Source organism: Mumia sp. Pv4-285, from assembly GCF_041320275.1.
Lineage (GTDB): Bacteria > Actinomycetota > Actinomycetes > Propionibacteriales > Nocardioidaceae > Mumia > Mumia qirimensis.
Genome location: NZ_CP162023.1, coordinates 3,022,026 through 3,048,875, shown reverse-complemented (window position 1 = coordinate 3,048,875; position 26,850 = coordinate 3,022,026). Strand labels below are relative to the sequence as shown.

Sequence of the window (26,850 nt, the reverse complement as noted above, 5' to 3'; positions counted from 1 at the left end):
CGGAGGCGCGGCCGTGGATCGCGCCGACCTGCGCCTCTACCTCGTCACGGGTGACGTCCCGCCGGGTGTCGACCTGGTGGACGTGGTCGTGGCCGCTGCCGCGGGCGGCGTGACCACGGTCCAGCTGCGCGACAAGGTCGGTTCCCGGGACGAGGTCGTGCGGGTCGGCAAGCGGATGGTCGAACGGCTGGTCGGGTCGGGTGTCACGTTCGTCGTCAACGACGACCTGGAAGCGGCGCGTGCGATCCCCGGTGCGGGCCTGCACGTCGGGCCGGACGACCTGCACCCCGCTGATGCGCGTGCCGCGCTCGGCGAGGGGGCTGTGATCGGCTGGTCGTTGCACGACCTCACCCAGCTCGACGACACGTCGGCGTTGGACGCCTGCGACTACCTCGCGGTCAGCCCGGTCTGGCCGACGCCCACGAAGCCCGACACGACCACGCCGTGGGGACTCGACGGGGTTCGTCGGCTGCGCGACGCGGTCCCGTCGCGCCTCCCGCTCGTCGCGATCGGCGGCATCACGGCCGCCAACGCGGCATCGGTCGTCGAAGCGGGCGCGGACGGGGTCTGCGTCGTGTCCGCGATCTGCTCGTCCGCCGACCCGGGTGCCGCCGCGTGGACGCTGCGAGCCCAGGTGGACGCGGCTGTCGCTGCCGCCCCAGGATGGTCGTCATGAGCGACGTTCCCGTGATGCTGTCGATCGCCGGATCCGACCCGTCGGGGGGCGCCGGCATCCAGGCCGATCTCAAGACGGCGACGGCGCTCGGGGCGTACGGCGCCGCGGTGGTGACGGCCCTGACCGTGCAGAACACCCGTGGTGTGACCGGCATCCAGTCCGTGCCGCCCGACTTCGTCGCCGACCAGATCCGCTCGGTCCTCGACGACCTGGACGTCGGTGCCGTCAAGATCGGCATGCTCGGGACGGCTGACGTCGTGGTCGCGGTGTCGGTCGCCCTCGCGGACGCCGACGTGCCGATCGTCCTCGACCCGGTGATGGTCGCGACGTCCGGCGACCGGCTCGTCCCGTCGGACGCGGTGGACGCGATCCGTACGATGCTGGTCCCGCTCGCCACGGTCGTCACCCCTAACGTCCCGGAGGCTGCCGTCCTCGTCGGTGCCGACCCGGCGAAGGACGTCGACGGGCTCGCCGAGGCGGCGTACGCGCTGCGCGAGGTCGGTGCGGCAGCGGCGCTCGTCAAGGGCGGGCACCTCGGTGGCGACCTGAGCGTCGACGTGCTGGCCGACGCCGACGGCGTCCGCAGCTTCGAGGCGGCGCGGGTCTCGACCCCCAACACGCACGGGACCGGTTGCACGCTCTCGTCGGCGATCGCCACCGGACTGGCGCTCGGGCTCCCGCTCCGCGAGGCCGTCGCCGACGCGAAGGCCTACCTCACGGGCGCCCTCCTCAGCGGTGCCGAGCACTCCGTCGGGCACGGCAACGGCCCGGTCGACCACCTGTGGAGGATGCACCAGTGACGAGCCCGGCACGCTTCTCGCAGTCGGCGTGGACGCACGTCGCCGGCTGGTACGACGCGATCATGGCCCACCCGTTCGTGACAGGGCTGGCGGACGGGTCGCTCCCGCCGGAGGTGTTCGCCCGCTACTTGCTCGACGACGCCCACTACCTCGCGCAGTACGCGAGGACGCTGGCCATGCTGTCGGCGCGTGCCGGTGACCCGGCGCTCTCGGCCGAGCTGGCGCGGGGCGCCGCGGACGCCGTGGAGGCGGAGCGGCTGCTCCACCAGGGCTTCCTCGCCCCGCTCGGCATCGACCCCGACGCCCCCGACGCGGCCGAGCCGACGCCGACGTGCCGGGCGTACGTCGGCACGCTGCTCGCCGATGCGGCGTACGCGCCCGTCGAGGTCGGGCTCGCGGGGGTGCTGCCGTGCTTCCGGGTGTACCTCGAGGTCGGCCGCGCGATCGCGGCGCAGGCCGATGACCACGCACACCCGTTCCGGGCCTGGATCGACACCTACTCCGACCCGGCGTTCGACGCTGCCGTCACGCGTGTCGAGGAGTGGGCCGACAGGCTCGCCGCGGCGACCACCGACGGTCGTCGCGAGGCGATGCTGGCCGCGTACGCCCGGGCGACGCGGTTCGAGTGGATGTTCTGGGACGCCTCGTGGCGTGGGGAGGCCTGGCCGAAGCCCTGACCCGCACTGAGACGTGGCGTAAAGACGTTGCGACCAGGGCACGGTGGTGATGTCGATACGAAAGGTCGATACGCACGTCAGGCGGTGAGCGCGGGGCGGCGACGTGACGGCGTCGAGGGTGCGGCGCGGCCGGCGACGACGGCGTCCCAGGCGAGGGCCAGCCGGTCGACGCCGTCCGCGAGGTGCTCGGCGCTGCGGGCGTAGGGCAGCCGCAACGAGGTCTCGCCTCCGCCGTCGGCGAAGAAGCGCGGGCCGGCGGTGAGGAGCAGGTCGTGCGCCTCCGCGGCGACCACGAGCCGGCTTGACGCCCGCGCGGGGAGCCGGACCCACAGGGACAGTCCGCCCACCGGCGCGTTGAGCCCCCAGTCCGGGAGCCGCTCGCGCAGCACCCTCACCAGCTCGTCGCGGCGCGCGCGAAGGCGCTCGCGCCGGCCGTCGAGCACCTCGCGGCGGACGCGGAGCAGCTCGGCGACGGCGAGCTGCTCGAGGATCGGCGTCCCGATGTCGACCGTCTCGCGGGCAGCGACCAGCCTCGGCACGACCGCGTGAGGGGCGCGGATCCACCCGATCCGCAGGCCACCCCAGAAGGTCTTGCTCGCCGAGCCGAGCGTGATCGCGCCGGGGTGGTGCGCGGCGAGGGGGACGGGCATGGCCTGCTCGTCGACGTCCAGCGACAGCTCTGCCATCGTCTCGTCGACGATCGGCGTGGTGGTCGATCGGCGCAGGATGGAGGCGACGTCGTGGCGCGTCATGTCGTCCATCAAGGTGCCGGTCGGGTTCTGGAAGTCGGGGATGAGGTACGCCCAGGCGACCGGGGCCGCCCGCACGGACGCCGCGAGCGCGTCGAGGTCGAGCCGGTGACCGTCGTGCGGGACGCCCAGCACGCGGAGGCCGCTGCGGCGCAGTGCGTCGATCGCGTTCGGGTACGTCGGACTCTCCACGGCGACGCGGTCGCCGCGCGCGGCGAGCGTACGGGCGAGGAGCGTGAGTGCTGACTGTGCGCCGGAGGTGATGATGATCTGGTCGGGGTCGGTGGGGAGGCCGCGCTCGAGGTAGCGCTGCGCGACGAGCTCCCGGAGCACCGGGATGCCGGTGGTCTCGTACCCGGTCTCGGTGAGGTAGGCGGGCAGCTGTTCGAGCGCCCGGCCGTACGCCAGGCCGACTCCCGGGGCGGCGTGTCCGGCGGCGATCGTCCATCCGACCATCGACGACCCGGGGGCGGGCATGAACGGCGGGCGGCTGCCGCGGGGGAGTGCGACGACGCTGCCGGAGCCGCGGCGTGAGACGAGCAGGCCCGCGTCGCGGAGCATGGCGTACGCCCGGGTGACCGTGGTGCGGCTGACGGGCAGTGCCGAGGTGAGATCGCGCTCGCTGGGAAGACGTGTGCCGGCGGGGATGCGTCCGTCGAGGACGAGCAGGCGCACCAGGTCGGAGAGCTCCCGGTAGCCCGGTGGATCCTCGGCCGAGACGTCGAGCAGCGCTCGAAGGCGGTCGGCGGAGAGCTGAGAGGTGGGAGCCATGTAAGCCACTATTCCATGATTGGCTATCGAAACGTAGGCCAATCACACGCAGAATGGGGACATGGCGCGTCCCGCATACACCCCTGTGTCCGTCTCTCCGGTCGAGCAGCTGCGAACCGGTCGCCTCGTACGACGCCTCCCGCAGCTGGTCTTCGGCCTGCTGCTCTACGGCTGGTCGATGGCGCTGATGGTCGAGGCAGGACTCGGGCTCGACCCGTGGGACGTCTTCCACGAGGGGCTGACCCAGTACCTGCCGCTGACGTTCGGCCAGATCACGATGGTGGTCGGGGCGTTCGTCCTGCTGCTGTGGATCCCGCTGCGCCAGTGGCCTGGGATCGGCACGGTGCTCAACGTGGTCCTGATCGGCATCGCGGTCGACCAGGGCATCGCGCTGTTCGAGCAGCCCGACTCGTTGGTGGCGCGAGCAGCGATGCTGGTCGCCGGCGTGGTGCTCAACGGGCTCGCCGGGGCGCTCTACATCGGTGCCCACCTCGGCCCGGGCCCGCGTGACGGTCTCTTCCTCGGTCTCGTACGCCGTACCGGCTACAGCGTCCGGCTGATGCGGACCTCGGTCGAGATCACGGTCCTCGCGCTCGGCTGGCTGCTCGGCGGCACCGTCGGGGTCGGGACGGTGCTGTACGCGCTCGCGATCGGACCGATCGTGCAGGCGTTCCTGCCGCTCGTCCAGGTGCGGATGAATGCCCCCGAGGACGAGGCGGCTGCCGCGCTGCCGGCGAGCTAGAGGGTCAGACCCGGGTCGCGAGGATGACGGACGCGTCGGGCGCGACCATCACCTCGACCGCGATGAAGCGCTCGTCGGTGAGCCACTGCTCGCGGACGACGTCGACGCGTCCCTCGTAGATCGGGGGCCACGTGTACGACGGCGTGAAGTCGTCGAGCACGGCGATGCCGCCCGGCTCCATCAGGTCGGCGACCAGATCGACGCTGCGCTTGACGTCACGCACGTCGACGAACAGCAGGGAGAACGGCGCGTGCTTCTCGAGCGCACTCCAGTCGCCCGAGGTGACCTCGATCGACGGGGTGTCCGAGAAGAGGTCCTGGACCGCTTCGGCGAGCTTCGGGTCGAGCTCGGCGCTGACGATGTGCGCATCTTCGGCGACGCCGCTGGACAGCCACGCGGATCCGACCCCGCACCCGGTGCCGAGCTCGGCCAGGGTGCCCGTCCGTGACGCGGCGAGCGCGGCGAGAAGGCGGCCCGTCTCGTTGCGGGTCGCCGTGATGAAGCCACGGCGCCGCGAGAGGTCGAGGGCGCGCGCGACGAGGGGCGGAACTTCGTTGGGGGCGCTCACGGTTCGAGTCTGTCACACCGCCAGAGTCCGGACACCGGTCTCAGTCAGCGAGATCCATCGCAGAACCGGTAGCGCACCGCGGAAACGCGACGTACGGTCGATCCATCATGCGGATCGACGTCGTATTCCTCGACTGCCGCGGCGAGGCCTCTTAGGCCGACACCTCGCCGCGGAGCTTGGCGTTGGCCGACGACCCGCAGCGAGGATCCCGCACCGCACCTCTTTCCTCCCGTTCGGCGAATCGGTTCCCAGTGCCACCGGCTACCGCACAGAACCGACACGAACAGGAGATGGACCGATGTACGAGATGGACTACGCCGAGTGGGGCCCGAGCCGCCACTGGTCAGACGAGAGCCGCGACGAGGGTCCCCGGAACCCGGTGCAGACCGCGCTCGACCTCCGCGACAACGGTGGTCCACGACCGGACGACAACTGACCCGTCCTGTCGTGTGACCATCCGACATCCGAGATCCCAGTATCAGATGCTGGGACGCCTTGAGTAGAGTACGAGCCATGACACGCAGCTTCTCCCTGGCCGTGATCCCCGGAGACGGGATCGGTCCCGAGGTCGTCGCCGAGGCGACCCGCGTCCTCGACGAGGTCGCACGCATCCACGACGTGACGTTCGAGCAGACGCCGTACGTCCTGGGCGCGGAGCACTACATCGAGACGGGAGAGGTCATCTCCGACGCGACGCTGGCCGAGATCCGCGGCCACGACGCGATCCTTCTCGGAGCGATCGGCGGCAAGCCGGGCGACCCCCGCCTCCCCGCCGGGCTCCTGGAGCGCAACCTCCTCCTGCGGCTGCGCTTCGAGCTCGACCACTACGTGAACCTGCGTCCCACCAAGACGTACCCGCAGGTCGACTCACCGCTGCGCGACGCCGACGGGGTCGACTTCGTCGTCGTCCGCGAGGGCACCGAGGGCCCGTACGTCGGCAACGGCGGCCGCCTCCGTGCCGACACGCCGCACGAGGTCGCCACCGAGGTCAGCCTCAACACCGCCTTCGGCGTGGAGCGCGTCGTCCGCGACGCCTTCACCCGTGCGCAGGCTCGCCGCAAGAAGCTCACCCTCGTCCACAAGACGAACGTGCTGGTCCACGCGGGAGCCGTCTGGTCGCGCATCGTCGACGCCGTCGCCCCGGAGTTCCCCGAGGTCGCCGTCGACTACCTCCACGTCGACGCCGCGACCATCTTCCTGGTCACCGACCCGGCTCGCTTCGACGTCATCGTCACCGACAACCTGTTCGGCGACATCCTCACCGACCTCGCGGGCGCCATCTCCGGCGGTATCGGCCTGGCGGCGAGCGGCAACATCAACCCCGACCGTACGGCGCCGAGCATGTTCGAGCCGGTCCACGGCTCGGCTCCCGACATCGCCGGGCAGGGCATCGCCGACCCGACGGCCGCGATCGGCTCGGTCGCGCTGATGCTCGACCACCTCGGGCTGCCCGAGGCGGCTGCCCAGATCGACCGCGCGGTCGCCGCCGACATCACTGCCCGTTCGGGCCGACGCACCACCAAGGAGGTGGGGGAGGCCATCGCGGCGCGTGTGGCCGGTGACGTACCCGGGGAGTGACTCGTCCCCCCTCGTCTCCGTCCGAAAGGTCAAGTACCGTGCCCCTCATGACCACCTCTACCGACGCCTTCTCCTACGCGTTGGAGCCCAGCCCCTCCCCGGTGTCCGACCAGCGCCGTACGGAGATCCTCGCCAACCCCGGGTTCGGGGTCCACTTCACCGACCACATGTTCACGTCGGAGTGGACGCCGGAGACCGGCTGGGCCGACCCGACGGTGAAGCCGTACGGTCCGCTCATGCTCGACCCGGCCACGGCGGTCCTGCACTACGCGCAGGAGATCTTCGAGGGTCTCAAGGCGTACGCGCACGCCGACGGCTCGGTCTGGACCTTCCGTCCTGACGCCAATGCCGCCCGGTTCCAGCGTTCCGCCCACCGGCTCGCGCTCCCGGAGCTCCCGCAGGACTGGTTCATCGGGTCGATCGACGCGCTTGTCACCACCGACCGCTCGTGGGTGCCGACCGGCGGTGAGACCAGCCTCTACCTGCGTCCGTTCATGTACGCGTCGGAGGCGTTCCTCGGTGTCAGGCCGAGCAAGCACGTCACCTACTGCGTGATCGCCTCGCCGGCCGGTGCCTACTTCGCCGGCGGCATGAAGCCGGTCAACATCTGGCTGTCCCGCGAGTACGCCCGTGCCGGCGCAGGCGGCACCGGTGCCGCGAAGTGCGGCGGCAACTACGCGTCGAGCCTCCTCCCGCAGCAGATCGCGGCCGAGCACGGCTGCGACCAGGTGGTCTTCCTCGACTCCGAGGAGCACCGGTGGATCGAAGAGCTCGGCGGCATGAACCTCTACTTCGTCCACGACGACGGCACGATCGTGACGCCGGCGAGCGAGTCGATCCTCGAAGGCATCACGCGCGACGCGATCGGCACGATCGCGAGCGACCTCGGCTACAGGGTCGAGCAGCGACGCTTCAGCATCGACGAGTGGATCGACGGTGCGGCCAGTGGTCGTGTGACCGAGGTCTTCGCCTGCGGTACGGCCGCGGTCGTGACCCAGGTCGGTGCGCTGCGGTGGCCCGACGGCGAGGCCGTGACCAGCACGAGCGAGAGCGGGTCGGTCACGATGGCGATCCGCGAAGCCCTGATCGACGTCCAGTACGGCCGCGCCGAGGACACCCACGGCTGGATGCACCGCATCGCCTGACAACGGCGGCGGTCTTCCGCGAACGACGACGATCCCTGACAATGGAACGGCGTTCCATCGTCAGGGATCTTGTCGTTCCTGCCTGTCCTGAAGGATGTCTCGGTGCCCCCACCCCGGTCTCGTCTTTACGGCCCGCTGGTCTCGACCTCCGACCTGGCTGCGCAGCGCCGGCTGTTCGTCGACGTGCTGGGTACGACCGAGCGTGGCAGTGCGCTCATCGACGAGGCGGCGGCCGTGGCGCTGCTCGGCCCGCGCAGCGGTACGACCGAGCTGGTGGCCTTGCAGACCCCGGGTGTCGCCTCGGGCGCCGTGCTGTGCCGCTTCGCTGAGCCGGCCGAGCAGACCGTCCGCGAGGACGCCTCGCCGGTGGACCGGGACGCCTTCAAGGTCGTCGACTACTACGCGCCCGAGCTCGAGGTTTTCGCCGCGCACGCACGAGACCTTGGGCACGAGGTGACCGGTCCTGCCGGGCCGTACGACATGGCAGGCACCGGCCTCCGGGAGGCGCACCTCCACGGCCCCGACTCGCTCCAGGTCGCGTTGCTGAGCGGCGCAGCAGGGTCGCTCGACGGCTATGTCGAGGTCACCGACCGGCGCGTGAGCGAGGTTCTCGGGATCACCGCGCCGGTCGGCGACGTGGAGGCGGCGGTCGCGTTCTACGCCGACGTGCTGCGCTGGTCCGTGGTCCACCGATACGCGATCGACGGCTCGTCGGTCGCGCGCCTGGTGGGGGTCGACGAGGAGGTGCGGATGTCGGGCCGCTGCGTGGGCACCGCGGCACGCGAGTCGTACGTCGGGCTCGTCGACTACGGTCTGCCCCCGGAGGTCGGCGCCTCGCTGGAGGGACGTGCCGTCCCGCCGCGGCGCGGTCTGCTCGGCGCGGTCGTCATCACCGACGAGCTCGATGCGGTCGTGAGGCGCGCGGGGGAGCGGGCCGGGCAGGTCGTCGCACTCGACCTCGCCCCGTTCGGCGCCACCCGAACCGTGGTGCTCCGGCCGCCGTACGAGGTGCCGCACCTCGTCATCGAGGCGATCGGGGTCGCGTGGTGACGACGCGCGACGACGGCGTGAAGCCCGCTGCCACCGCGTACGACGTGGTGGTCGTCGGCGCGGGGACGGCCGGCATCCCGTGCGCCGTGAACGCCGCCGACGCCGGTGCGCGCGTCCTGCTCGTCGAGAAGGACTCTCGCACCGGCGGCACCCTGCACGTGAGCGGCGGCCATCTGGCCGCGGCGGGCACGCGTCGTCAGCACGAGCACGGCATCGAGGACTCGCCGCAGGCGCACCGGGCGGACATCACCCGCATCAGTCATGGGACGGCACGATCGGACCTCGTGGACGTCCTGGTGGACGAGGCGGCGGTGACCGTCGACTGGCTGGAGGACCACGGCTTCGCGTTCGCGCCGGAGACGCCGCGGATCGTCTACGGGCACGAGCCGTACACGAAGGCGCGCACCTACTACGGCACCGACGAGGGGCAGTCCGTGCTCGAGGTGCTCCGGCCCGAGCTCGAGCGGGCCTGCGCCGAGAGCGACCTCACGCTGTGGACGAGTGCGCCTGTGACCGAGCTGATCACCGACGCGGACGGGAGGGTCACGGGCATCGGCGTCTACCGCGACGGGCGCGAGACCACCGTGCAGGCGGGCGCGGTCGTGCTGGCCACCGGCGGTTACGGCGCCGATCCCGACCTTTTCCTGGAGCTCGAGGGCGCGCCGTTGGTCTCGGCCGCCGCGCGCACCGCGACGGGGGACGGACTGCACCTCGGCAGGTCGGTCGGCGCGCGACTGCAGGGCCAGGGAAGCTCGCTCCCGACGTTCGGGGGCCTCCCGGATCCGCGCACCCCCGGACGCGCGAACTGGGCCGACCGGCAGCGGCTGACCAGTGAGCGGCCACCGTGGGAGATCTACGTGGATCGCGACGGACGCCGCTGGGTCGCCGAGGACGAGGAGTCGATCGACGTCAAGGAGCGCGCCCTCGCCGAGGTCGTGGACCGGACGTTCTGGACGGTCTTCGACGACGCCGCCCTGTCGGCCGCGAGTGGGACGATGCGCCAGCTGGTGGTCGGCAAGGAGCCCGACGACGTCCGCGCGATGATGAACACGCGACCGGGCGTGCACCGCGCGGACACGCTCGCGGACCTCGCCGACCTGGCGGGCATCGACGCCGCCGGCCTCGTCGAGACGGTCGCCGCGTACAACCGCGCGGTCGAGGCCGGCCACGACCCCGCGTACGGACGGACGTTCCTCCCTGCCCCGATCGCGCGACCGCCGTACTACGCGATCCGCAACCACGCGATCACGCTCGTGACCTTCCAGGGCCTCGACGTCGACGCGTCGTTCGCGGTGCGTGACGAGTCGGGGGTGGTGATCGAGGGCCTGTACGCCGTCGGCGAGGTGATCGGCGCCGGCGCGACCTGCGGCAACAGCTTTTGCTCCGGCATGCTCGTCACCCCCGCGCTCACCTTCGGCCGGCTTCTCGGAGCCGAGCTCGGCGCGTCCGTCCGGCGGTGACCGCCGCTCACGCGCTCGTGGCGCTCAGGGAGCGAACAGCGCCGTAGCCGGGTCGTCGTGCATGGTCACGGCGAGGCGGTCGGCATGGGGGTCGTACGCGAGCGTGACGTCGATGCTCCGCGTGAGTGTCGGGTCGTCCCCGCCGGCCGACGCGTCACCGTAGCCGCGGGCGATGTCACGCATCGTCACCGTCGCCGGACCGACAGGATCGTTGCCGGGCCACTCCTCGACCACCCGCTGCGCGACACCCATGATCACGGCGTCGACCATCGGCAGTGCCGCGTCGCCCGAGTCGGCGACGTACAGCTCGGGGAGTCCGAAGCGTGCCAGCCCGTGGGTCGCGGTGGTCGTCTCGTCCGGCCGCTCGAGCACGAACCACTCGCTCGCGCGAAGCACGTCCGGGTGCGGAGGCTGCGGACCCAGCAGGCGGGGCACGGCGGCGTCCACGACCACGCCGACGTGCTCGGCGGCGAGCGCGCGCGCCGACGCCTGCGTCCGCCGCTGCAGGTCCAGCGCGTCGGCCAGGTCGGACTCCGCCGACACCGCGGTCGCGTACGTCAGAGACTCCGCGAAGCGGACGGCCTTCGGGCTCGACCCCCGCGCCAGCAGCAGGCTGGGCGGTGGCACCGGGGGAGCGGGCAGGTCGGACTCGATCGGCTCGTCGGTGAGGACGACGTACAGGGCACCGACGCTGCGCGGCGCCGGAACCGCGCTGCTCACGGCCTCGTCGGGTCCGGGCCGACCTGCACGACGAGCTTGCCGAAGTTCGTGCCACGAAGCATGCCGAGGAACGCCTCCGGCGCCTTGTCGAGGCCGTCGACGACGTCTTCGCGGTAGCGGACGCGTCCGTCGGCGATCCAGCCGGCCATGTCCTCCTGGAACTGCCGGTAGTGGGCCTTGACGAACTCGCGCTGGATGAAGCCGCGGACGGTGAGGCTGCGCGTGAGGATGCGGCGCAGCAGGACGGGGGAGCGGTCCGGACCCTCGGGCAGCGCGGTGGCGTTGTACTGCGCGATCAGGCCGCACAGTGGGATGCGACCGAACTCGTTCACCCGGGGGAGGACGGCGTCGAAGACCGCGCCGCCGACGTTCTCGAAGTAGACGTCGATCCCGTCGGGTGTGGCCGCTGCGAGCTCGTCGACGAAGTCGGGGGAGCGGTGGTCGAGCGCGACGTCGAACCCGAGCTCTTCCTTGACGTAGCGGACCTTCTCCGGCCCACCGGCGATGCCGACGGCGCGAGCGCCCTTGATGCGGGCGATCTGGCCGACCGCGGAGCCGACCGGGCCGGCAGCCGCCGCCACGACGACCGTCTCGGACGGCTGCGGACGACCGATCTCGAGCAGACCGGCGTACGCGGTGAAGCCCGGCATGCCGAGCACGCCGAGCGCGGTCGACAGCGGCGCGCGCGACGGGTCGAGTCGGCGTACGGCGTTCGCCGGCGCGACGGCGTACTCCTGCCAGCCGGTGAAGGCGATGACGAAGTCGCCGACCGTGACGAGGTCGCTGTTCGAGGCGACCACCTCCGAGACGGTGCCGCCGACCATCACGCCCCCGACGGGGACGGGCTCGTCGTACGACTCCGCGTCCGACATGCGCCCGCGCATGTAGGGGTCGAGGGAGAGGTAGATGGTCCGCAGGAGCACCTCGTCCGGCCCCGGCTCGGGGACCGGGGTGCGCTCGATCGTGAAGTTCTCGGGTGTCGGTTCGCCGTGCGGCCGGCTGGCCAGGAGGACGCTGTGATGGGTCGTGGGGGCCGAGGCTGCGCTGGAAGTCATGGTCCGGCCAGTCTAGAGTGGCCGTATGCATCGCGTGACCGGCGTCGTCATTAGTCAGCGCGTCTGACCCACCTCCCGGGTCCGACGCGCCAGCCTCTCGTACCCCGAGGGGCTTTTTTGATGGGCACAGCCTTGTGTTCGGGAGGACCCGCCGGCCGCACCTGAGCAGGAGAACGACGATGACCACGGACCAGGACCCGACCTTCCACGTGTACGACACGACGCTGCGCGACGGTGCGCAGCAGGAGGGGTTGAACCTCTCCGTCGCCGACAAGCTGGTGATCTCGCGCCACCTCGACGAGCTCGGCGTCGGCTACATCGAGGGCGGGTGGCCCGGTTCGAACCCGAAGGACACCGAGTTCTTCGCCCGCGCGAAGGACGAGCTGGTCCTCAAGCACGCGACGCTCGCAGCCTTCGGCGCGACGCGGCGTGCGGGCTCCGGCGCGGCCGACGACCCCCTTGTCGCCGCGCTGCGCGACTCCGGCGCGTCGGTCGTGACCCTGGTCGCCAAGAGCCACGACCGCCACGTCGAGCTCGCGCTCCGAACCACGCTCGACGAGAACCTCGCGATGGTCCGCGACACCGTGCAGCACCTGCGCGCGCACGGGCAGCGCGTCTTCGTCGACTGCGAGCACTTCTTCGACGGCTTCCGGCGCAACCGGGCGTACGCGCTCGAGGTGGTGCGGACGGCTGCCGAGGCGGGCGCCGAGGTCGTGATCCTGTGCGACACGAACGGTGGGATGCTCCCGCACTGGGTCGGCGAGATCGTCGCCGACGTCGCCGCCTCGACCGGCGCGCGACTCGGCATCCACGCGCACAACGACACCGGCTGCGCGGTCGCCAACTCCGTCGCTGCGGTCCAGGCCGGTGCGACGCACCTCCAGGGGTGCGTCAACGGGTACGGCGAGCGCACCGGCAACGCCGACCTGATCACGTGCGTCGCGAACCTCGAGCTGAAGCTCGGCCAGAAGGTCGTGCCGACGGGTGCGCTGCGCGAGGCCAGCCGAATCGCGCACGCGATCGCCGAGGTCACCAACTACCCGCCGGCGGCACGGCAGCCGTACACGGGCGTGTCCGCGTTCGCGCACAAGGCCGGGCTGCACGCGAGCGCGATCCGCGTCGATCCCGACCTCTACCAGCACATCGACCCCGAGCTGGTCGGCAACGACATGCGCCTGCTCGTGTCGGAGATGGCGGGTCGCGCCACGATCGAGCTCAAGGGCAAGGAGCTCGGCTTCGACCTCAGCGGCGACGCCGCGACGCTCGGACGCGTGACCGAGGTCGTCAAGGAGCGCGAGCAGGCCGGCTACACGTTCGAGGCCGCCGACGCGTCGTTCGAGCTCCTCCTCGCCGAGATGGTGGAGGGTGAGCGGCCGTCGTACTTCGACGTCGAGTCCTGGCGGGTGATCACCGAGTCGAGCCACGCGGCAGGCGAGGAGGCGCAGTCGGAGGCGACGCTGAAGATCGTGGCCGGCGGCCGGCGCTACGTGGTGACCGGGGAGGGCAACGGCCCTGTCTCCGCGCTCGACCACGCGCTGCGGCAGGCGATCGATCGGGCGTTCCCGGACGTGGAGACGTTCGGGCTCAACGACTACCGGGTGCGGATCCTCAACGAGTCGGGCGGCACCGACGCCCGCATCAGAGTCATGATCGGCACGACCGACGGCCAGGACACCTGGACGACGGTCGGGGTCGGCCACAACATCATCGAGGCCTCGTGGGAGGCGCTGCTCGACGCGTTCACGTACGGTCTGCGCCGCCACCGCGACTGACCCGAGCTGAGGCGTTGCGTATCGACATCAGGCCCACGGGGTGGCCGCGATGTCGATACGCAACGCCTGTGCGCCCGTCACCAGTTGGTGGCGTCTCCGGGGAGCCGCTTGCCCGGAGGACGATAGAGGTACGAGACGCCTCCGGTGGAGTCCTGCCACACCTTCTCGAAGTTCTCGCGGGTGTAGACGTTGCGCACCGCCTCGTTGCTGCTCGATGCGGGATCGTTGAGGATGGGGTCGCCATCGGCCGTGAAGCCGACGATCACCATCAGGTGCCCGTTGGTGTCGTACCCCGCCTCCGGCATCTCCTCGAGGTCCCACGAGAGTGACGTGATCACCGGGATGCCTGCGGCGACCAGCTTCTCGGCCTCGGCGAGCGACCGGAGCCGCGTCACGAAGGTGTCGAGCCCGAAGGTGTGCGCGTACGCCGCGTTGAACGGCCAGTTGCCGGCCCCCTCGTACGTGTAGTCCCACGTCTTCATGGCGGCGTAGTCCACCTGGGGGTCACCGTTCGGCGCGACGATGTCGGTCAGCTCCGACGCCGGCACCTGGTACTTGCGACCGTAGTAGTACTGGACCATGGTCGTCGAGGTCGGCGAGCACCAGACCTCGCCGCCGCCGCCGAACTCCGGGTACTCGCCCTTGTGGATGTTCTGCGAGAACCGCGGCACGTCGAGCTCGACGTGCCGGCCGAGCGTGAACGCGCTCGTCTCGCCGTCGTCGCCCGAGAGCAGCTCGTTGGTCATCGTGGTCAGCCCGTCGAGGCGCGGCGACTTCCAGGTGCCCTTCGGCCGCAGCAGCGTCACCCGGGTCTGGTACGCGACGGGCTCGTGGCCCGTGCGTGCGGAGAAGGTGTCGGTCCAGATGTTCGCGTTCGCGTCACCTTGCCCGTCGAGCGACGTGCGGTGGATGTCGCCGGCGGCGAAGTCGTCGCCGGAGGCCCACCGGCCCATGACGTACCACTTGGTCCACGTGCCGTCTTCCAGTCGGCCGCGGAATGTGGTCTCGACGAACGTGCCGGTCGGGGTGCGTGCGTTCCAGGACGTGATCGACTCGTCGATCGCGTAGCCGGGAGAGACGACCGGGGACGTCCAGCGGCCGTAGACGTAGGTCTTCTCCGTCCCGTCGCCGAACGGATCGGCGTACGTGGTGGTGCGCTTCGAGAGCGGGCTGATGACGAGGCTGCCGTCGAGACCCGGAACGACACCCTCCCAGGAGCCGCGCGCGAAGTCGAGGACGTCGTCCCAGTGCTTCACGGTGATGTCGGGGCCGGGCGGGGCGGCGTCCTCCGCGGCTGCGGCGCTCGAGACGGGAGATGCGGCGACCGCAATGATGGAAAGACTTGCGATACCTATCAAGATCTGACGGAACATGCTGCTCCTCGGGCTAGTGACTGCGGAGATCCTCTCGCAGTGCAAGCCTTGCAGGGAACAGCGCGTCTCGCCCCTCGGGAACACTCGTCGTTCTGTCGAGGGTTGAGGCGCGAGATGCGTTTCCTATCTGTCTCAGGCAGGTTGCAGCCGACCTGCGTGCGCGTCCGTCGTCGGATCGGCCGTGCCCGAGCGCTGTCGCGGTGCGCGCGCGTTCCGCACCCGGCGTTGCTGGCGCTCGAGCCGTTCGAGCGCCGCGACCGGGTCCCGGTAGAGCGGGCCCAGCGCGATCGCGGTGGCTGCCGCGGCCTGCACCTCCGCACCGAACCGCGACAGCGTGATCGGGACCGGACCCAGCCCCGTCGTACGCCGGAAGGCCTCCAGCACGACGGACGCCGCAGGCGGGTACGCGGTGAACGCCTGGCCCGCCAGCACGACGCGATGCGGGTCGAGGAGGTCACGGACGACCGCGACCGCACGACCGAGGTGGTCCGCTCGCTCGATGAGCAGGGCGTGGGCCCGTGCGTCGCCGGCGAGGGCGGCGGCGTGGACCAGCTCGACGTCGGGCCGCGCCACGATCCCGGCGGCGTGGGCCGCTGGGCCGATCGCGGCCACCGTGGCCCCGAGGCAGCCGCGGGCACCGCAGGGGCAGAGGACGTCGGAGGTGGTCGGAAGGTGGGTGACGCTCCCCGCCCGGCGAGCACCCGACGGTGCGACCCCGTCGTGCGCGGTGGCGACCCCCACCGTCTCGCGCGCGTAGACGTACGCGGTGACCCCGTGGGCATGCTCGGGCGACGAGAGCAGGTCGGCGGCAGCGACGGCGGCGACGTGGTCGGAGGTCGCCGTGGGGAGGCCGGTGAGATCGCGGAGCGTACGCCCTGCGACGGAGGGCGAGCGGTCGATGGCCTCCCAGGGTGCGACGACTGCTGCGGTGACGAGCCGTCGATCGCCGATCCCTGCGTCCAGCCCGATGAGCCGTCGACCGGCTGCGACGACGAGCTGACGGTCGTCCCCGCGGGTCGGCAGGTGGGCGATGGCGAGAACGCGACCCCGCAGGTCGGACACAGCGACGGTCGTGACGAGCCGGCCGATGTGCACCGCGGCTGCGGACAGCCGCCGGTCGTCGACCTCGACGGGGATGGTGGGGCGTCCGACGTGACCGGCGCGCGTGCAGTCGGGCCGCTCCTGGAGGAGGCCGTGCTGGACCAGCGACGTGACCTGGCGGCCGATCGTCGCGGCGCTCAGGCCGGTGTGCTCGGCGATCTGGTCCCGGAAGGCGATGCCGTGGCGCAGCACCGTGCGGAGCACGATCCCGGCGGTCGAGCTGTCCTGCGCGAACGTGTTCACGAACCCTCGTTTCGTCGTCCAGGTCATGTGCAGCAACTATATAAAGTCGAGTGACTAGAACGACTTTAGCCCATCTTGTTCTTCCCACGCCGCGTTCTCGCCCCGTGGGATGCCGTGTCCGGTTGAAGTCAGGCTGACCGCAAACCTTCGTTCGCCGACCGGTCGCCCTCACGGTGGAGGAAGCACGCCGAACGTCGCACCAGAAAGGCCGCCCGTGACCTCGAGCCTCACCACGTCCGACAGCCTCGGTGCCGACGCTGCCCTCGCGGGCGCGCCGTACGAGCGCATCGCGGTCCACCGGCTCGGCGGCCGGATCGGAGCACGCATCGAAGGCGTACGCCTGTCCGGCGCCGTGGACCCAGCGACGGTCGCGGAGATCCGTGCGGCGCTGCTCCGTCACAAGGTCGTCTTCTTCCGAGGACAGGACCACCTCGACGACGAGCAGCAGATCGCGTTCGCCGGACTGCTCGGCCCACTCACCAGTGCGCACCCGACGATCAGCACCGGATCGTCGCGGCTTCTGACGATCAAGACGCGCAGCGGCCAGGCCGCGAACTCCTGGCACACCGACGTGTCGTTCGTCGACAAGGTCCCGGCGATCAGCGTGCTGCGCGGCGTCGAGGTGACCGAGTACGGCGGCAACACCTCGTGGGCGAACACCGTCGCCGCGTACGAGGCGCTTCCCGAGCCCCTGCGCGCCCTCGCCGACCGGCTCTGGGCGGTGCACAGCAACCTGTACGACTACGCGGCGATGAACGAGCTCGGCGACGCGGACCCGGACGATCCTGAGGTCACGGAGTACCGGAAGGAGTTCGGCCGCATCCCCTTCGAGACCGAGCACCCCGTCGTCCGCGTGCACCCGGAGACCGGCGAACGCGCCCTGCTGCTCGGACAGTTCTTCCAGCGGTTCGTCGGCCTGAACACGTACGAGTCGCACGAGATCTTCGAGCTGTTCCAGACGCGCATCACGAGGCTCGAGAACACCGTCCGCTGGGCGTGGGCTCCGGGCGACGTCGCCGTGTGGGACAACCGCGCCACGCAGCACTACGCCGTCGCCGACTTCGACGACCAGCCGCGCGAGGTGCGGCGCGTCACCGTCGCCGGCGACGTGCCGATCAGCGTCGACGGCCGCACCAGCGTCGTACGCTCCGGCAGCTCGGCGGACTTCGTCGACATCGACTCGCTGATCAGCTGATCAGCGCCCCGACGCGCGGGTGGAGGGCAGACGGCGGCCCTCCACCCGTGCACATCCCGTCCCCGATTCGTGCGATACGACAAGGAAACGGCAGCGTCGTTCCTTGTCAAACCTCACGAATCGCGGACGGGAGGGACAGGACGCGGTCGTAGTCGGCGAGCAGCCGCGCCCGCAGCACCGCCGCCCGCTCGGCGTGCGCGCGCTGCAGCCGGACGTACGCGGCCTTGCCGTCGACGGTCTCGATGCGCACCGGTTCGTAGCCGAGGTCGCTCAGGTCGTACGGGGCTGCGCGCATGTCGAGCTCGCGGACGTCGCGCGCCAGGGCGAAGCAGTCGAGGAGCAGGTCCGAGTCGCCGAGGGGGACCAGCTTGCTCGCCCACTTGTAGAGGTCCATGTTGGCGTGCAGGCAGCCCGGCTGCTCGAGCGCACGCTGGGTCTCGCGTGTCGGCGTCACCGCGTTCAACGGTGCGGCCGGCGGGGTGAAGAACCGGAAGGCGTCGATGTGCGAGCAGCGCAGCTGGTGCGCCTCGACGACCGCGTCCGTCCCGTCGGGGCCGAGCCGCAACGGCCAGTCGTGGCGGACCTCGTCCACCGGCTGGCGATAGACCATCGCCCACTCGTGCAGGCCGAAGCAGTCCGTCCGCGCGGGACGGGTGGCCGTCATCGCGAGGAGTCCGCGGATCCACTCCATCCCGTCGCGGCGAGCGGGGATCCGGCCGAGGTCGGCCCCGACTCCCGCGTCATAGGAGCGGTACGCCCCGAGCGCGGCGTACTCGGACGCGTCACCGCCGAGCAGGACGCCGGCACCGGGATGCCAGCGGGACAGGCGTGCGGGGGAGTAGCCGTAGTACTCGAAGAGGAAGTCGTCGACCGGGTGCTTCTCGCCCTGCGCCCGCCGCCGGAGCCGCCCCGCGACGAAGGGCTCGGCGCGCTCGCGGTGCCGCGCGGCACGCTCGCGCCAGTCGGTCTCGTCGAGCGTCACCCACACTGGTCGCAGGTCCCGAAGAGCTCGAGGGTGTGCGTCATCTTCCGGAAGCCGTGCTCGGCGCCGACCTGCTCGACCCAGCGTTCGAGCGCCGGGCCTTCGACCTCGACGGTGCGGCCGCACTCGCGGCACACCAGGTGGTGGTGGTGGGTGTCGGTGACGCACCGCCGATAGAGGATCTCGCCGTCGTCGTTGCGCAGCTGGTCGACCTCGTCGGCGTCGGCGAGTGCCTGGAGGTTGCGGTACACCGTCGACAGACCCACCGAGTCGCCGCGGTCACGCAGCGCGTCATGGATCTCGCGGGCGCTCGCGAAACGGTCGAGCTCGTCCATCACGGCGGCCACGGCGCGCCGTTGCCGGGTCGTACGGATCGGGGTCTCGGTCATGCTGCCTCCTCGACCGGGTCGTTCGTGCTGGACAGGCGCCGTCGTGTCGATCGGACAAGGTGGCCCACCGGAGCGAGCACCAGGAAGATGCCCAGCGCCACGATGACGATCGTCGGGCCGGGCTGGGTGTCGATCTCGTAGCTGCCGAGGACACCGGTCAGTGCCGCGAACGTGCCGATGCCCATCGCGAGGACGAACGTGCCCCGGAAGCTGCGGGTCAGCTGTTGCGCGGCAGCGACGGGCACGACCATGAGCGCGGACACCAGCAGGAGCCCGACGGTCCGCATGGAGACGGTCACGGTGACGGCAGCGAGGACGGCGATCAGGATCCCGTACGCCTGGACGGGCACACCGGACACGCGGGCGTGCTCCTCGTCCTGGCACACCGCGAACAGCTGCGGCGACAGGCCCACGGCCAGGAGCAGCACGACGGCGCCCAGCACGGCCACGATGACCAGGTCGGTGCCGCTGATCGTGTTGATCGACCCGAACAGATAACCGTTGAGGGTGGCCGCCGACCCGCCGGCGAGGTTCGTGAGCAGGACGCCCCCGGCGATCCCGCCGTAGAAGAGCAGCGCGAGCGCGACGTCGCCGCTGGTGCGGCCGTACGTCCGGAGCAGCTCGATCGCGACCGCGCCGAGAACGCTGACGATGACCGCGGTGACGAGAGGCTGGGTGTTGGTCAGCAACCCGGCCGCGACCCCGGTCAGCGCGATGTGCCCGATGCCGTCGCCGAGGAGTGCGAGGCGGCGCTGCACGAGGTACGTGCCGATGGCGGGCGCGGTCAGGCCCGTGATGACCGCGGCGAGCAGCGCCCGCTGCATGAACTCGTAGGACAGGATGTCGTTCACGCCGTGCCCCTCACGCGCCCCACGCTCCGGACTCGTCGATGCCGACCCGGTGCTGCGGGACGACGAGGTGCGGGTGGTGCTGGTTGTGGGGTTCGGACGCGGCAGCCAGGTCGCCGCCGGTGCACGGACCGTCGTACGAGACCTTCCCGGCGCGCAGCACGACCGCCCGGTCGATCATCGGCTCGAACGGGCCGAGCTCGTGGGCGACCATGAAGATCGCGCGACCCTCGCCGAGGAGCCGTCCGAAGAGCTCCGCGAGCGACAGCTGGCTGCGAGCGTCGACTCCGGCCGTCGGCTCGTCGAGAACGAGCAGGTCGGGCTGCGAGGCGAGCCCGCGGGCGATCATCACGCGCTGCTGCTGCCCGCCCGAGAGCTCGGCGGCCGGCTGCGCCGCGTACTCCTCCAGGTCGACCAGCGCGATCGCCTCCGCCACGGCGGCCCGGTCGTCGCGCGAGGACCGGCCGGCGTACGGACGCCGGGACAGTCGCCCGCTCATCACGACCTCGCGCACGGTCGACGGCACCCCGGCGGCGGCCGTCGAGCGCTGGGGGACGTAGCCGATCCGCTGCCGGTCGCGGAACCGACGCAGCGGTGTCCCGAACAGCCGGACCTCGCCGGCAGCGATCGGGATCACGCCCATCGCCGCCCGCATCAGGGTCGTCTTGCCGGAGCCGTTGCTCCCGAGCAGCACCACGAACTCCGACGGGTGGACCACCAGCGACACCCCGCGTACGACCTCGCGCCCGCCGAGCGCGACGTGGACGTCGTCGACGACGAGCGGATCGCTGCCGGCGGTGCGGGTGCTGGCTGATCGGGTCACGGGCAGTCGTTCGCCTTCTGGAGTGCTGCGAGGTTCTGGCGCATGAGCGTCAGGTAGGTCTCGTCGCTGGTGTCGTCGGTGAGTCCCTCGATGGGCGAGAGTACGGCAGTGGTCACGCCGGCCTCACGGGCGATCGTCTCGGCCGTGCGGGGGCTGCTGAGCTCCTCGGTGAACACCGTCGTGATGCCCTCGGACTCGACGAGGCCGGTGATCTCGGCGAGCTGCTGCGTCGACGGCTCCGTGTTGGGCTCGATGCCGGCGATCGGGATCTGCTCCAGGTCGTAGGCGTCGGCGAGGTAGCCGAAGGCCGCGTGGCTGGTGACGAAGCTGCGGATCCGGCACTGCGCGAGGCCGGTGTCGAACGCCTTGTCCAGGTCGGTGAGCTCGGCGTCGAGGGCGTCGGCGTTCTTGCGGTACTCGGCGGCGTTGTCCGGGTCGATCTCGCCGAGCCGGTCGGCGACCGCGTCGGAGATCATGAGCATGCGCTCGGGGTCGAGCCACACGTGGGGGTCGATCGAGCCGTGGTCGTGGCCGTCCTCGCCCTCCCCGTGGTCGTGGTCGGCGTGCTCCTCGTGGTGGCCGTCGGCCGAGCTCTCGAGCAGCGGGACCACGTCGGCGACGTCGAGGACGGCGTCGTCAGCGAGGTCGGACTGGTCGATGGCGTCGTCGACCTGTGGCTGGAAGCCGTCGAGCGTGACGACGAGGTCGGCGTCGACGATCGAGCCGAGCTGTCGGGCCGTCAGCTCGACGTCGTGCGGCTCGACGCCGGGCTGCGTGAGGTTGTCCACGGTGACCATCGTGCCCCCGATCTGCTCGGCGACGTAGGCGAAGGGGTACGCGCCGGTGACGACCGTGATGCCGTCGCCGGACCCCCCCGACCCCTCGGACCCGCACGCGGCCACGGTGAGGGCCAGCGGTGCGAGGACGGCGACGGCAAGGGATCGGCGACGGAACGACGCGGAGGAAGGCATGAGAGGAACACTATTGCGTTTGAGAATCATTCTCAAACTCATTGAGCGTGCTCCCGATCACCCGAGCACGGCAGTCAAGAAGCGACCGACCACGAGGAAGGTGAGGATCCCCGCGACGAGAACGCGGAGCCGCGCCAGGCCCGAGGTCTGGTCCACGGAGTTCCGTGCCATCCAGGCCACGAACGCGATGATCACGATGAGCGCCGGGATGCCGATCCACGCCGGCGCGGCGAGCCCGACGACGAGCAGCAGCGCCCCGGCCACCGGGATCACGATCCTCGCCCGACGCGACACCATCAGACGGTCGTACAAGTCGCTCATGGGCGTCATCCTGCCGTACGCGTGAGCAGGCCACTAGGCTGCGCGGGTGCTCGTCATCACGCGGTTCCGTGTCCCGTCCGAGGCGGCGACGGACTTCACGGCCGATCTCCGGGCCGTCGTCGATGCGTTCGCGTCGCGCCCCGGGCTCGTCGACTCCTACGTCGGCCGCAACCTGGACGAGCCGACCCTGTGGACGCTGACGACCCGGTGGGAGAGCGTCGGCGCCTACCGGCGGGCGCTGTCCTCGTACGACGTGAAGCTGGCGACCGCCGAACCCTACGCGCTCGCTCTGGAGGAGCCGGGTGCCTACACCGACGCGTACGACGACGTCGTCGCCGACACGTTTCCGCATGACGACGCGCCGCGCAGGGGGAATACGTGAGGCGCGCCCGGTCTTGGGCGACGACATGACCGTGAACGCCGACCGTACGAGCCCGAGCAGCGTCGTCCTCGGAGACGGGTTGCGAGTCAGCCCCCAGGGATTCGGCGGGATGGCACTGACCTCCGTGTACGGGGGCGCAGACCCTGACGCCTCCCTCGCGACCCTCGAGCACGCGCTCGACCTCGGTGTCACGTTCGTCGACACCGCTGACGTCTACGGCAACGGCAGCAACGAGGAGCTCATCGGCCGCCTCCTCGCGCGTCGTCGCGGCGAGGTCCAGATCGCGACGAAGTTCGGGGTCTCGGGCAACATCAGGACCGGTGAGAAGGAGGTGCGCGGTGACGCCGCGTACGTCCGCGCCTGCATCGACGCCTCGCTGCAGCGGCTCGGGACCGATGTCGTCGATCTCTACTACATGCACCGCATCGACACCCGCGTCGAGATCGAGGAGACCGTCGGTGCGATGGCCGAGCTGGTCGCCGCGGGCAAGGTGCGTCACCTCGGGCTCTCCGAGGTGACGGCCGGCGAGCTGCGCCGTGCGCACGCGGTGCACCCGATCGCCGCCGTGCAGAGCGAGTGGTCGATCTGGAGCCGCGACGTCGAGGCGCACGTCGTGCCGACCGCCGTCGAGCTCGGTGTCGGGTTCGTCGCCTACTCGCCGCTCGGCCGCGGCTTCCTCGCCGGTGCCGCGACCGCCGACCTCCCTCCGGGCGACATGCGGCACACGTTCCCGCGTTTCGATGCCGACGCGCAGCAGGCCAACCAGGTCGTCGTCGACGCCGTACGCGCGGTGGCCGCCCGGCTCGACGTGACGCCGGCGCAGGTCGCCCTGGCGTGGGTCTACGAGCAGGGGCGCCGCAGCGGCCTGCCGGTCGTCCCGATCCCGGGGACGCGCCGCGCCGAGCGGGTCGACGAGAACGTCGCGGCCGTGTCGATCACCCTCGACACCGAGGCACTGGAGACGTTGGACGCGGTCTCCGACGCCGTCGTCGGCGCGCGTTCCGCCGATCCGACCTGGGTGTCGTCCGGGCGCGAGTAGGTCTCGATCGCTGCCGGAGGGCGTCGGGTAGCCTGGATCAGCCAACTCGGGTGCGGGACGCCACGGCGACCCGCTCATGCCCGCCGACACCCAGCCGGAAAGCGAGCCCTCTGGTGCCTGCCTCCACGATCGACAACGTCGTCAGCCTCTCCAAGCGCCGGGGATTCGTCTTCCCCAGCGGCGAGATCTACGGCGGCACCCGCTCCGCCTGGGACTACGGCCCGCTCGGTGTCGAGCTCAAGGAGAACATCAAGCGCCAGTGGTGGCGTGCGATGGTGCAGCGCCGCGACGACGTCGTCGGTCTCGACTCCTCGGTCATCCTGCCGCGCCCGGTCTGGGAGGCTTCCGGTCACGTCGACGTGTTCACCGACCCGCTGATCGAGTGCCAGCACTGCCACAAGCGGTTCCGCCAGGACCACCTCCAGGAGGCGTACGCCGAGAAGGCGGCGAAGAAGGGCGACGTCGTCAACCCGGACGACGTCTCGATGAGCGAGGTCGTGTGCCCGAACTGTGGCACCCGCGGCCAGTGGACCGAGCCGCGCCAGTTCTCCGGCCTGCTCAAGACGTTCCTCGGCCCGGTCGACTCCGAGGAGGGCCTGCACTACCTCCGCCCGGAGACCGCGCAGGGCATCTTCGTGAACTTCGCCCTCGTGATGGCCGCCGCCCGCAAGAAGCCGCCGTTCGGCATCGCGCAGATGGGCAAGTCGTTCCGCAACGAGATCACGCCCGGCAACTTCATCTTCCGGACGCGCGAGTTCGAGCAGATGGAGATGGAGTTCTTCGTCAAGCCGGGCAGCGACGAGGAGTGGCACCAGTACTGGATCGACGAGCGCATGCGGTGGTACACGGACCTCGGCGTCGACGCCGACAACCTGCGGCTCTACGAGCACCCGCAGGAGAAGCTGTCGCACTACTCCAAGCGCACGGTCGACATCGAGTACCGCTTCCGCTTCGCAGGCTCGGAGTGGGGTGAGCTCGAGGGTGTCGCGAACCGCACCGACTTCGACCTCGGCACCCACGCCAAGCACTCCGGCAACGACCTGTCCTACTTCGACCAGGAGCTCGGTGAGCGCTGGACCCCGTACGTCATCGAGCCTGCAGCCGGTGTCAACCGCTCGATGATGGCGTTCCTGGTCGACGCGTACCGCGAGGACGAGGCACCGAACGCCAAGGGCGGCGTGGACAAGCGCACCGTGCTCGCGCTCGACCCGCGCCTCTCGCCGATCAAGGCGGCCGTGCTTCCGCTGTCGCGCAACGAGCGGCTGAGCCCCGCCGCGCGCGACCTCGCCGCGGAGCTGCGCCAGTCCTGGAACGTCGACTTCGACGACGCCGGCGCGATCGGTCGCCGCTACCGCCGCCAGGACGAGATCGGCACGCCGTTCTGCATCACGGTCGACTTCGACACCCTCGACGACAATGCCGTGACGATCCGCGAGCGCGACTCCATGGCGCAGGAGCGGGTCGCGCTCGACCAGGTCCCCGCGTACCTCGCGGCCCGGCTGATCGGCGCATGACCGGCGTCCTTCCCGCAGGCGGCGCATCCCGTACGCCTTGGCGTGCGGCCGCTGTCGCCCTGACGGTCGCCGCGGGCCTCGTGCTCGCGGGCTGCAGCGGCGGAGACGACGAGCCCGCGAAGAAGGCGACGCCCGAGGCGACCTCGGCAGTGGACCTCCCCGAGGGAGTCACGCTGACCGAGGCCGGCACCGAGGTCGCGATCGTGCAGCCGGCGACCGTCGGCTACCCGGTGGGCGAGGCGGCGAGCGCGATCACCGTGACCGTCGCGGCCGTGAAGCCGGGCAGGATCACCGACCTCTCGGGGTACGCGCTCGACAAGGTCTCGGCGACCTCCACGCCGTACTACGCCACGGTGTCGGTCCGCAACGACGGGCCCGACCCGCTCGGGGGCGCCGCGGTGCCGGTCTACGGGTTCGACTCGACGCAGACCTCCTTCCCGCCGACGCGGTTCGCCGGCGAGAGCTACGCGAAGTGCCCGGGCGGCGCGCTGCCCAAGACCTTCGACGCCGGTGCGACCTGGAAGGGGTGCTTCGTGCTCCTCGTCCCGAAGGGCGCGAAGCTGACCGCGGTCCAGGTGCGGACGTCTGATCTCGAGACCCCGGTCTCCTGGCCCGTCGCCTGACCCTCGCTGGCATGCTTGGGGCATGCGCGAGGTGATGCAGTCCACGAAGCTGTCCGACGTCCTGTACGACATCCGGGGGCCGGTCCTGGACGAGGCCAAGCGTCTCGAGGACGAGGGTCACCGCATCCTCAAGCTCAACATCGGCAACCCCGCGCCGTTCGGCTTCGACGCGCCCGACGAGATCCTCGTCGACATCATCGCCAACCTGCACCAGGCCCAGGGCTACAGCGACTCCAAGGGGCTGATGCCGGCTCGCCGTGCGATCGTCCAGCACTACGAGGAGCGGATCCCCGGAGTCGACGTGGAGGACGTCTACATCGGCAACGGCGTCTCCGAGCTGATCGTGATGTCCATGCAGGCGCTGCTCGACGACGGCGACGAGGTGCTCGTCCCGATGCCCGACTACCCGCTCTGGACGGCAGCAGTGAGCCTCGCCGGGGGCACGGCCGTGCACTACCGCTGCGACGAGGCCTCCGACTGGAACCCCGACATCGACGACCTTCGGTCGAAGGTGACCGACCGCACCAAGGCCGTCGTGGTGATCAACCCCAACAACCCGACAGGTGCTGTCTATGCGCCCGAGGTGCTCGAGCAGATCGCCCAGGTCGCCCGGGAGAACGACCTGATCGTCTACGCCGACGAGATCTACGACAAGATCCTCTACGACGACGCTGAGCACACCCTGATGTCCGCGGTGGCCGACGACGTCCTGTGCGTGACCTTCAACGGACTCTCCAAGGCGTACCGGGTGGCCGGCTTCCGCAGCGGCTGGATGATGCTGACGGGCCCCAAGCACCACGCGCACAGCTACATCGAGGGCCTCAACATGCTGGCCAACATGCGGCTGTGCCCCAACGTGCCCTCGCAGTACGCGATCGCGACCGCGCTCGGCGGACGCCAGTCGATCAACGACCTGCTGCTGCCGGGTGGACGCCTGCTCGAGCAGCGCAACAAGGCGTACGACCTACTGACGGCGATTCCCGGGGTCACCTGCGTCAAGCCGAAGGGTGCGCTGTACATGTTCCCGCGGCTCGACCCGGAGATGTACCCGATCGCCGACGACGAGAAGTTCGCGTACGAGCTGTTGCGGGAGCAGAAGCTGCTCGTGGTGCAGGGCACCGGGTTCAACTGGCCGACGCCGGACCACTTCCGACTGGTGACGCTGCCGCGGGTCGAGGATCTCGAGGACGCCGTCGGCCGCATCGCGCGCTTCCTGGAGACGTACGCCGCCTGACCGGGGCAGCGCCCGAGCCGCACCGACCGGGTTGCTCGTGCCTGAGAGA

At 70.9% G+C, this 26,850-nt stretch carries 28 protein-coding genes; 16 read left to right on the top strand and 12 right to left on the bottom strand.

Annotated elements, in window-relative coordinates:
- Nucleotides 1-13: 13 nt before the first annotated feature.
- The 3 genes from thiE to AB3M34_RS14690 are packed head-to-tail and all read left to right on the top strand — an operon-like array spanning nucleotide 14 to nucleotide 2,153.
- Complete coding sequence (gene thiE, locus AB3M34_RS14700) at nucleotides 14-676, top strand: thiamine phosphate synthase (protein ID WP_370614970.1); 663 nt, start codon at nucleotides 14-16, stop codon at nucleotides 674-676.
- Nucleotides 673-1,476, top strand: a complete 804-nt coding sequence (gene thiD, locus AB3M34_RS14695) for a bifunctional hydroxymethylpyrimidine kinase/phosphomethylpyrimidine kinase (RefSeq protein WP_370614969.1) — start codon at nucleotides 673-675, stop codon at nucleotides 1,474-1,476. The genes thiE and thiD overlap by 4 nt, the downstream gene beginning before the upstream one ends.
- On the top strand, nucleotides 1,473-2,153 hold the full coding sequence (locus tag AB3M34_RS14690; RefSeq protein WP_370614967.1) for a TenA family protein: 681 nt from the start codon (nucleotides 1,473-1,475) through the stop codon (nucleotides 2,151-2,153). Before thiD ends, AB3M34_RS14690 begins: the two co-directional genes overlap by 4 nt.
- A gap of 77 nt (nucleotides 2,154-2,230) precedes the next feature.
- On the opposite strand, the gene AB3M34_RS14685 is transcribed toward AB3M34_RS14690, so the two are convergent.
- Entirely contained in the window at nucleotides 2,231-3,673 is a 1,443-nt protein-coding gene (locus AB3M34_RS14685) for a PLP-dependent aminotransferase family protein (RefSeq protein ID WP_370614966.1), read from the bottom strand.
- Nucleotides 3,674-3,734: 61 nt separating this feature from the next.
- Between AB3M34_RS14685 and AB3M34_RS14680 the strand changes: the two genes are divergently transcribed.
- The gene (locus AB3M34_RS14680) at nucleotides 3,735-4,415 is read left to right on the top strand and encodes a YczE/YyaS/YitT family protein (RefSeq protein ID WP_370614965.1); all 681 of its coding nucleotides are present in this window, start codon (nucleotides 3,735-3,737) and stop codon (nucleotides 4,413-4,415) included.
- 4 nt (nucleotides 4,416-4,419) lie between these two features.
- Here AB3M34_RS14680 and AB3M34_RS14675 read toward each other — a convergent pair whose 3' ends face one another.
- Nucleotides 4,420-4,983 carry an O-methyltransferase gene (locus tag AB3M34_RS14675; RefSeq protein ID WP_370614963.1) on the bottom strand — a complete coding sequence of 188 codons (564 nt, stop codon included), beginning with the start codon at nucleotides 4,981-4,983 and terminating at the stop codon, nucleotides 4,420-4,422.
- Nucleotides 4,984-5,281: 298 nt separating this feature from the next.
- Between AB3M34_RS14675 and AB3M34_RS14670 the strand changes: the two genes are divergently transcribed.
- From AB3M34_RS14670 to AB3M34_RS14650, 5 genes are all read left to right on the top strand, one after another.
- The gene (locus tag AB3M34_RS14670; protein WP_370614961.1) at nucleotides 5,282-5,419 is read left to right on the top strand and encodes a hypothetical protein; all 138 of its coding nucleotides are present in this window, start codon (nucleotides 5,282-5,284) and stop codon (nucleotides 5,417-5,419) included.
- Nucleotides 5,420-5,496: 77 nt separating this feature from the next.
- Entirely contained in the window at nucleotides 5,497-6,561 is a 1,065-nt protein-coding gene (locus AB3M34_RS14665; protein ID WP_370614959.1) for a 3-isopropylmalate dehydrogenase, read from the top strand.
- 47 nt (nucleotides 6,562-6,608) lie between these two features.
- Nucleotides 6,609-7,706 carry a branched-chain amino acid aminotransferase gene (locus AB3M34_RS14660; RefSeq protein WP_370614957.1) on the top strand — a complete coding sequence of 366 codons (1,098 nt, stop codon included), beginning with the start codon at nucleotides 6,609-6,611 and terminating at the stop codon, nucleotides 7,704-7,706.
- 102 nt (nucleotides 7,707-7,808) lie between these two features.
- Nucleotides 7,809-8,756: a hypothetical protein gene (locus AB3M34_RS14655; RefSeq protein WP_370614956.1), complete on the top strand. Its 948-nt coding sequence runs from the start codon at nucleotides 7,809-7,811 to the stop codon at nucleotides 8,754-8,756.
- A complete protein-coding gene (locus tag AB3M34_RS14650; protein ID WP_370614954.1) occupies nucleotides 8,753-10,216 on the top strand; it encodes an FAD-dependent oxidoreductase in 1,464 nt (487 codons plus the stop codon). Before AB3M34_RS14655 ends, AB3M34_RS14650 begins: the two co-directional genes overlap by 4 nt.
- A gap of 24 nt (nucleotides 10,217-10,240) precedes the next feature.
- Here AB3M34_RS14650 and AB3M34_RS14645 read toward each other — a convergent pair whose 3' ends face one another.
- Together AB3M34_RS14645 and AB3M34_RS14640 are read right to left on the bottom strand one after the other, a co-directional pair.
- Nucleotides 10,241-10,936 (bottom strand): hypothetical protein, encoded by a 696-nt coding sequence (locus AB3M34_RS14645; protein ID WP_370614952.1) that lies wholly within the window; start codon nucleotides 10,934-10,936, stop codon nucleotides 10,241-10,243.
- Nucleotides 10,933-11,991, bottom strand: coding sequence for an NADP-dependent oxidoreductase (locus AB3M34_RS14640; protein ID WP_370614950.1), 1,059 nt, complete (start codon nucleotides 11,989-11,991; stop codon nucleotides 10,933-10,935). Before AB3M34_RS14640 ends, AB3M34_RS14645 begins: the two co-directional genes overlap by 4 nt.
- A gap of 179 nt (nucleotides 11,992-12,170) precedes the next feature.
- Here AB3M34_RS14640 and cimA point away from each other — a divergent pair, with 179 nt between their 5' ends.
- Nucleotides 12,171-13,763: a citramalate synthase gene (cimA, locus tag AB3M34_RS14635; RefSeq protein ID WP_370614949.1), complete on the top strand. Its 1,593-nt coding sequence runs from the start codon at nucleotides 12,171-12,173 to the stop codon at nucleotides 13,761-13,763.
- A gap of 77 nt (nucleotides 13,764-13,840) precedes the next feature.
- On the opposite strand, the gene AB3M34_RS14630 is transcribed toward cimA, so the two are convergent.
- A complete protein-coding gene (locus tag AB3M34_RS14630) occupies nucleotides 13,841-15,136 on the bottom strand; it encodes a C39 family peptidase (RefSeq protein ID WP_370614947.1) in 1,296 nt (431 codons plus the stop codon).
- A 132-nt stretch (nucleotides 15,137-15,268) separates the two neighbouring features.
- Nucleotides 15,269-16,507, bottom strand: a complete 1,239-nt coding sequence (locus AB3M34_RS14625; RefSeq protein WP_370614946.1) for an ROK family protein — start codon at nucleotides 16,505-16,507, stop codon at nucleotides 15,269-15,271.
- Between the two features lie 187 nt (nucleotides 16,508-16,694).
- Between AB3M34_RS14625 and AB3M34_RS14620 the strand changes: the two genes are divergently transcribed.
- Nucleotides 16,695-17,675, top strand: a complete 981-nt coding sequence (locus tag AB3M34_RS14620) for a TauD/TfdA dioxygenase family protein (RefSeq protein WP_370614944.1) — start codon at nucleotides 16,695-16,697, stop codon at nucleotides 17,673-17,675.
- Between the two features lie 106 nt (nucleotides 17,676-17,781).
- Here the strand turns inward: AB3M34_RS14620 and AB3M34_RS14615 are convergent, their stop codons facing one another.
- The 6 genes from AB3M34_RS14615 to AB3M34_RS14590 are packed head-to-tail and all read right to left on the bottom strand — an operon-like array spanning nucleotide 17,782 to nucleotide 22,009.
- A complete protein-coding gene (locus AB3M34_RS14615) occupies nucleotides 17,782-18,657 on the bottom strand; it encodes a 3-methyladenine DNA glycosylase (protein ID WP_370614943.1) in 876 nt (291 codons plus the stop codon).
- Complete coding sequence (locus AB3M34_RS14610; protein WP_370614941.1) at nucleotides 18,654-19,046, bottom strand: Fur family transcriptional regulator; 393 nt, start codon at nucleotides 19,044-19,046, stop codon at nucleotides 18,654-18,656. Before AB3M34_RS14610 ends, AB3M34_RS14615 begins: the two co-directional genes overlap by 4 nt.
- Nucleotides 19,043-19,897, bottom strand: a complete 855-nt coding sequence (locus AB3M34_RS14605) for a metal ABC transporter permease (RefSeq protein ID WP_370614939.1) — start codon at nucleotides 19,895-19,897, stop codon at nucleotides 19,043-19,045. The genes AB3M34_RS14610 and AB3M34_RS14605 overlap by 4 nt, the downstream gene beginning before the upstream one ends.
- 10 nt (nucleotides 19,898-19,907) lie before the next feature.
- A complete protein-coding gene (locus AB3M34_RS14600) occupies nucleotides 19,908-20,717 on the bottom strand; it encodes a metal ABC transporter ATP-binding protein (RefSeq protein WP_370614938.1) in 810 nt (269 codons plus the stop codon).
- Complete coding sequence (locus tag AB3M34_RS14595; protein ID WP_370614936.1) at nucleotides 20,714-21,688, bottom strand: metal ABC transporter substrate-binding protein; 975 nt, start codon at nucleotides 21,686-21,688, stop codon at nucleotides 20,714-20,716. Before AB3M34_RS14595 ends, AB3M34_RS14600 begins: the two co-directional genes overlap by 4 nt.
- A 57-nt stretch (nucleotides 21,689-21,745) precedes the next feature.
- Nucleotides 21,746-22,009 carry a hypothetical protein gene (locus tag AB3M34_RS14590; protein WP_370614934.1) on the bottom strand — a complete coding sequence of 88 codons (264 nt, stop codon included), beginning with the start codon at nucleotides 22,007-22,009 and terminating at the stop codon, nucleotides 21,746-21,748.
- 46 nt (nucleotides 22,010-22,055) lie between these two features.
- Here AB3M34_RS14590 and AB3M34_RS14585 point away from each other — a divergent pair, with 46 nt between their 5' ends.
- The 5 genes from AB3M34_RS14585 to AB3M34_RS14565 all read left to right on the top strand — a co-directional run bounded on the left by AB3M34_RS14585 (nucleotide 22,056) and on the right by AB3M34_RS14565 (nucleotide 26,801).
- The gene (locus AB3M34_RS14585) at nucleotides 22,056-22,391 is read left to right on the top strand and encodes an antibiotic biosynthesis monooxygenase family protein (RefSeq protein ID WP_370614932.1); all 336 of its coding nucleotides are present in this window, start codon (nucleotides 22,056-22,058) and stop codon (nucleotides 22,389-22,391) included.
- A 25-nt stretch (nucleotides 22,392-22,416) separates the two neighbouring features.
- Nucleotides 22,417-23,430, top strand: a complete 1,014-nt coding sequence (locus AB3M34_RS14580; protein ID WP_370614930.1) for an aldo/keto reductase — start codon at nucleotides 22,417-22,419, stop codon at nucleotides 23,428-23,430.
- 110 nt (nucleotides 23,431-23,540) lie between these two features.
- Nucleotides 23,541-24,944: a glycine--tRNA ligase gene (locus AB3M34_RS14575; protein ID WP_370620028.1), complete on the top strand. Its 1,404-nt coding sequence runs from the start codon at nucleotides 23,541-23,543 to the stop codon at nucleotides 24,942-24,944.
- Complete coding sequence (locus AB3M34_RS14570; protein WP_370614928.1) at nucleotides 24,941-25,567, top strand: hypothetical protein; 627 nt, start codon at nucleotides 24,941-24,943, stop codon at nucleotides 25,565-25,567. The genes AB3M34_RS14575 and AB3M34_RS14570 overlap by 4 nt, the downstream gene beginning before the upstream one ends.
- A 22-nt stretch (nucleotides 25,568-25,589) precedes the next feature.
- Nucleotides 25,590-26,801 (top strand): pyridoxal phosphate-dependent aminotransferase, encoded by a 1,212-nt coding sequence (locus AB3M34_RS14565; protein WP_370614926.1) that lies wholly within the window; start codon nucleotides 25,590-25,592, stop codon nucleotides 26,799-26,801.
- The last annotated feature ends 49 nt before the right edge of the window (nucleotides 26,802-26,850 follow it).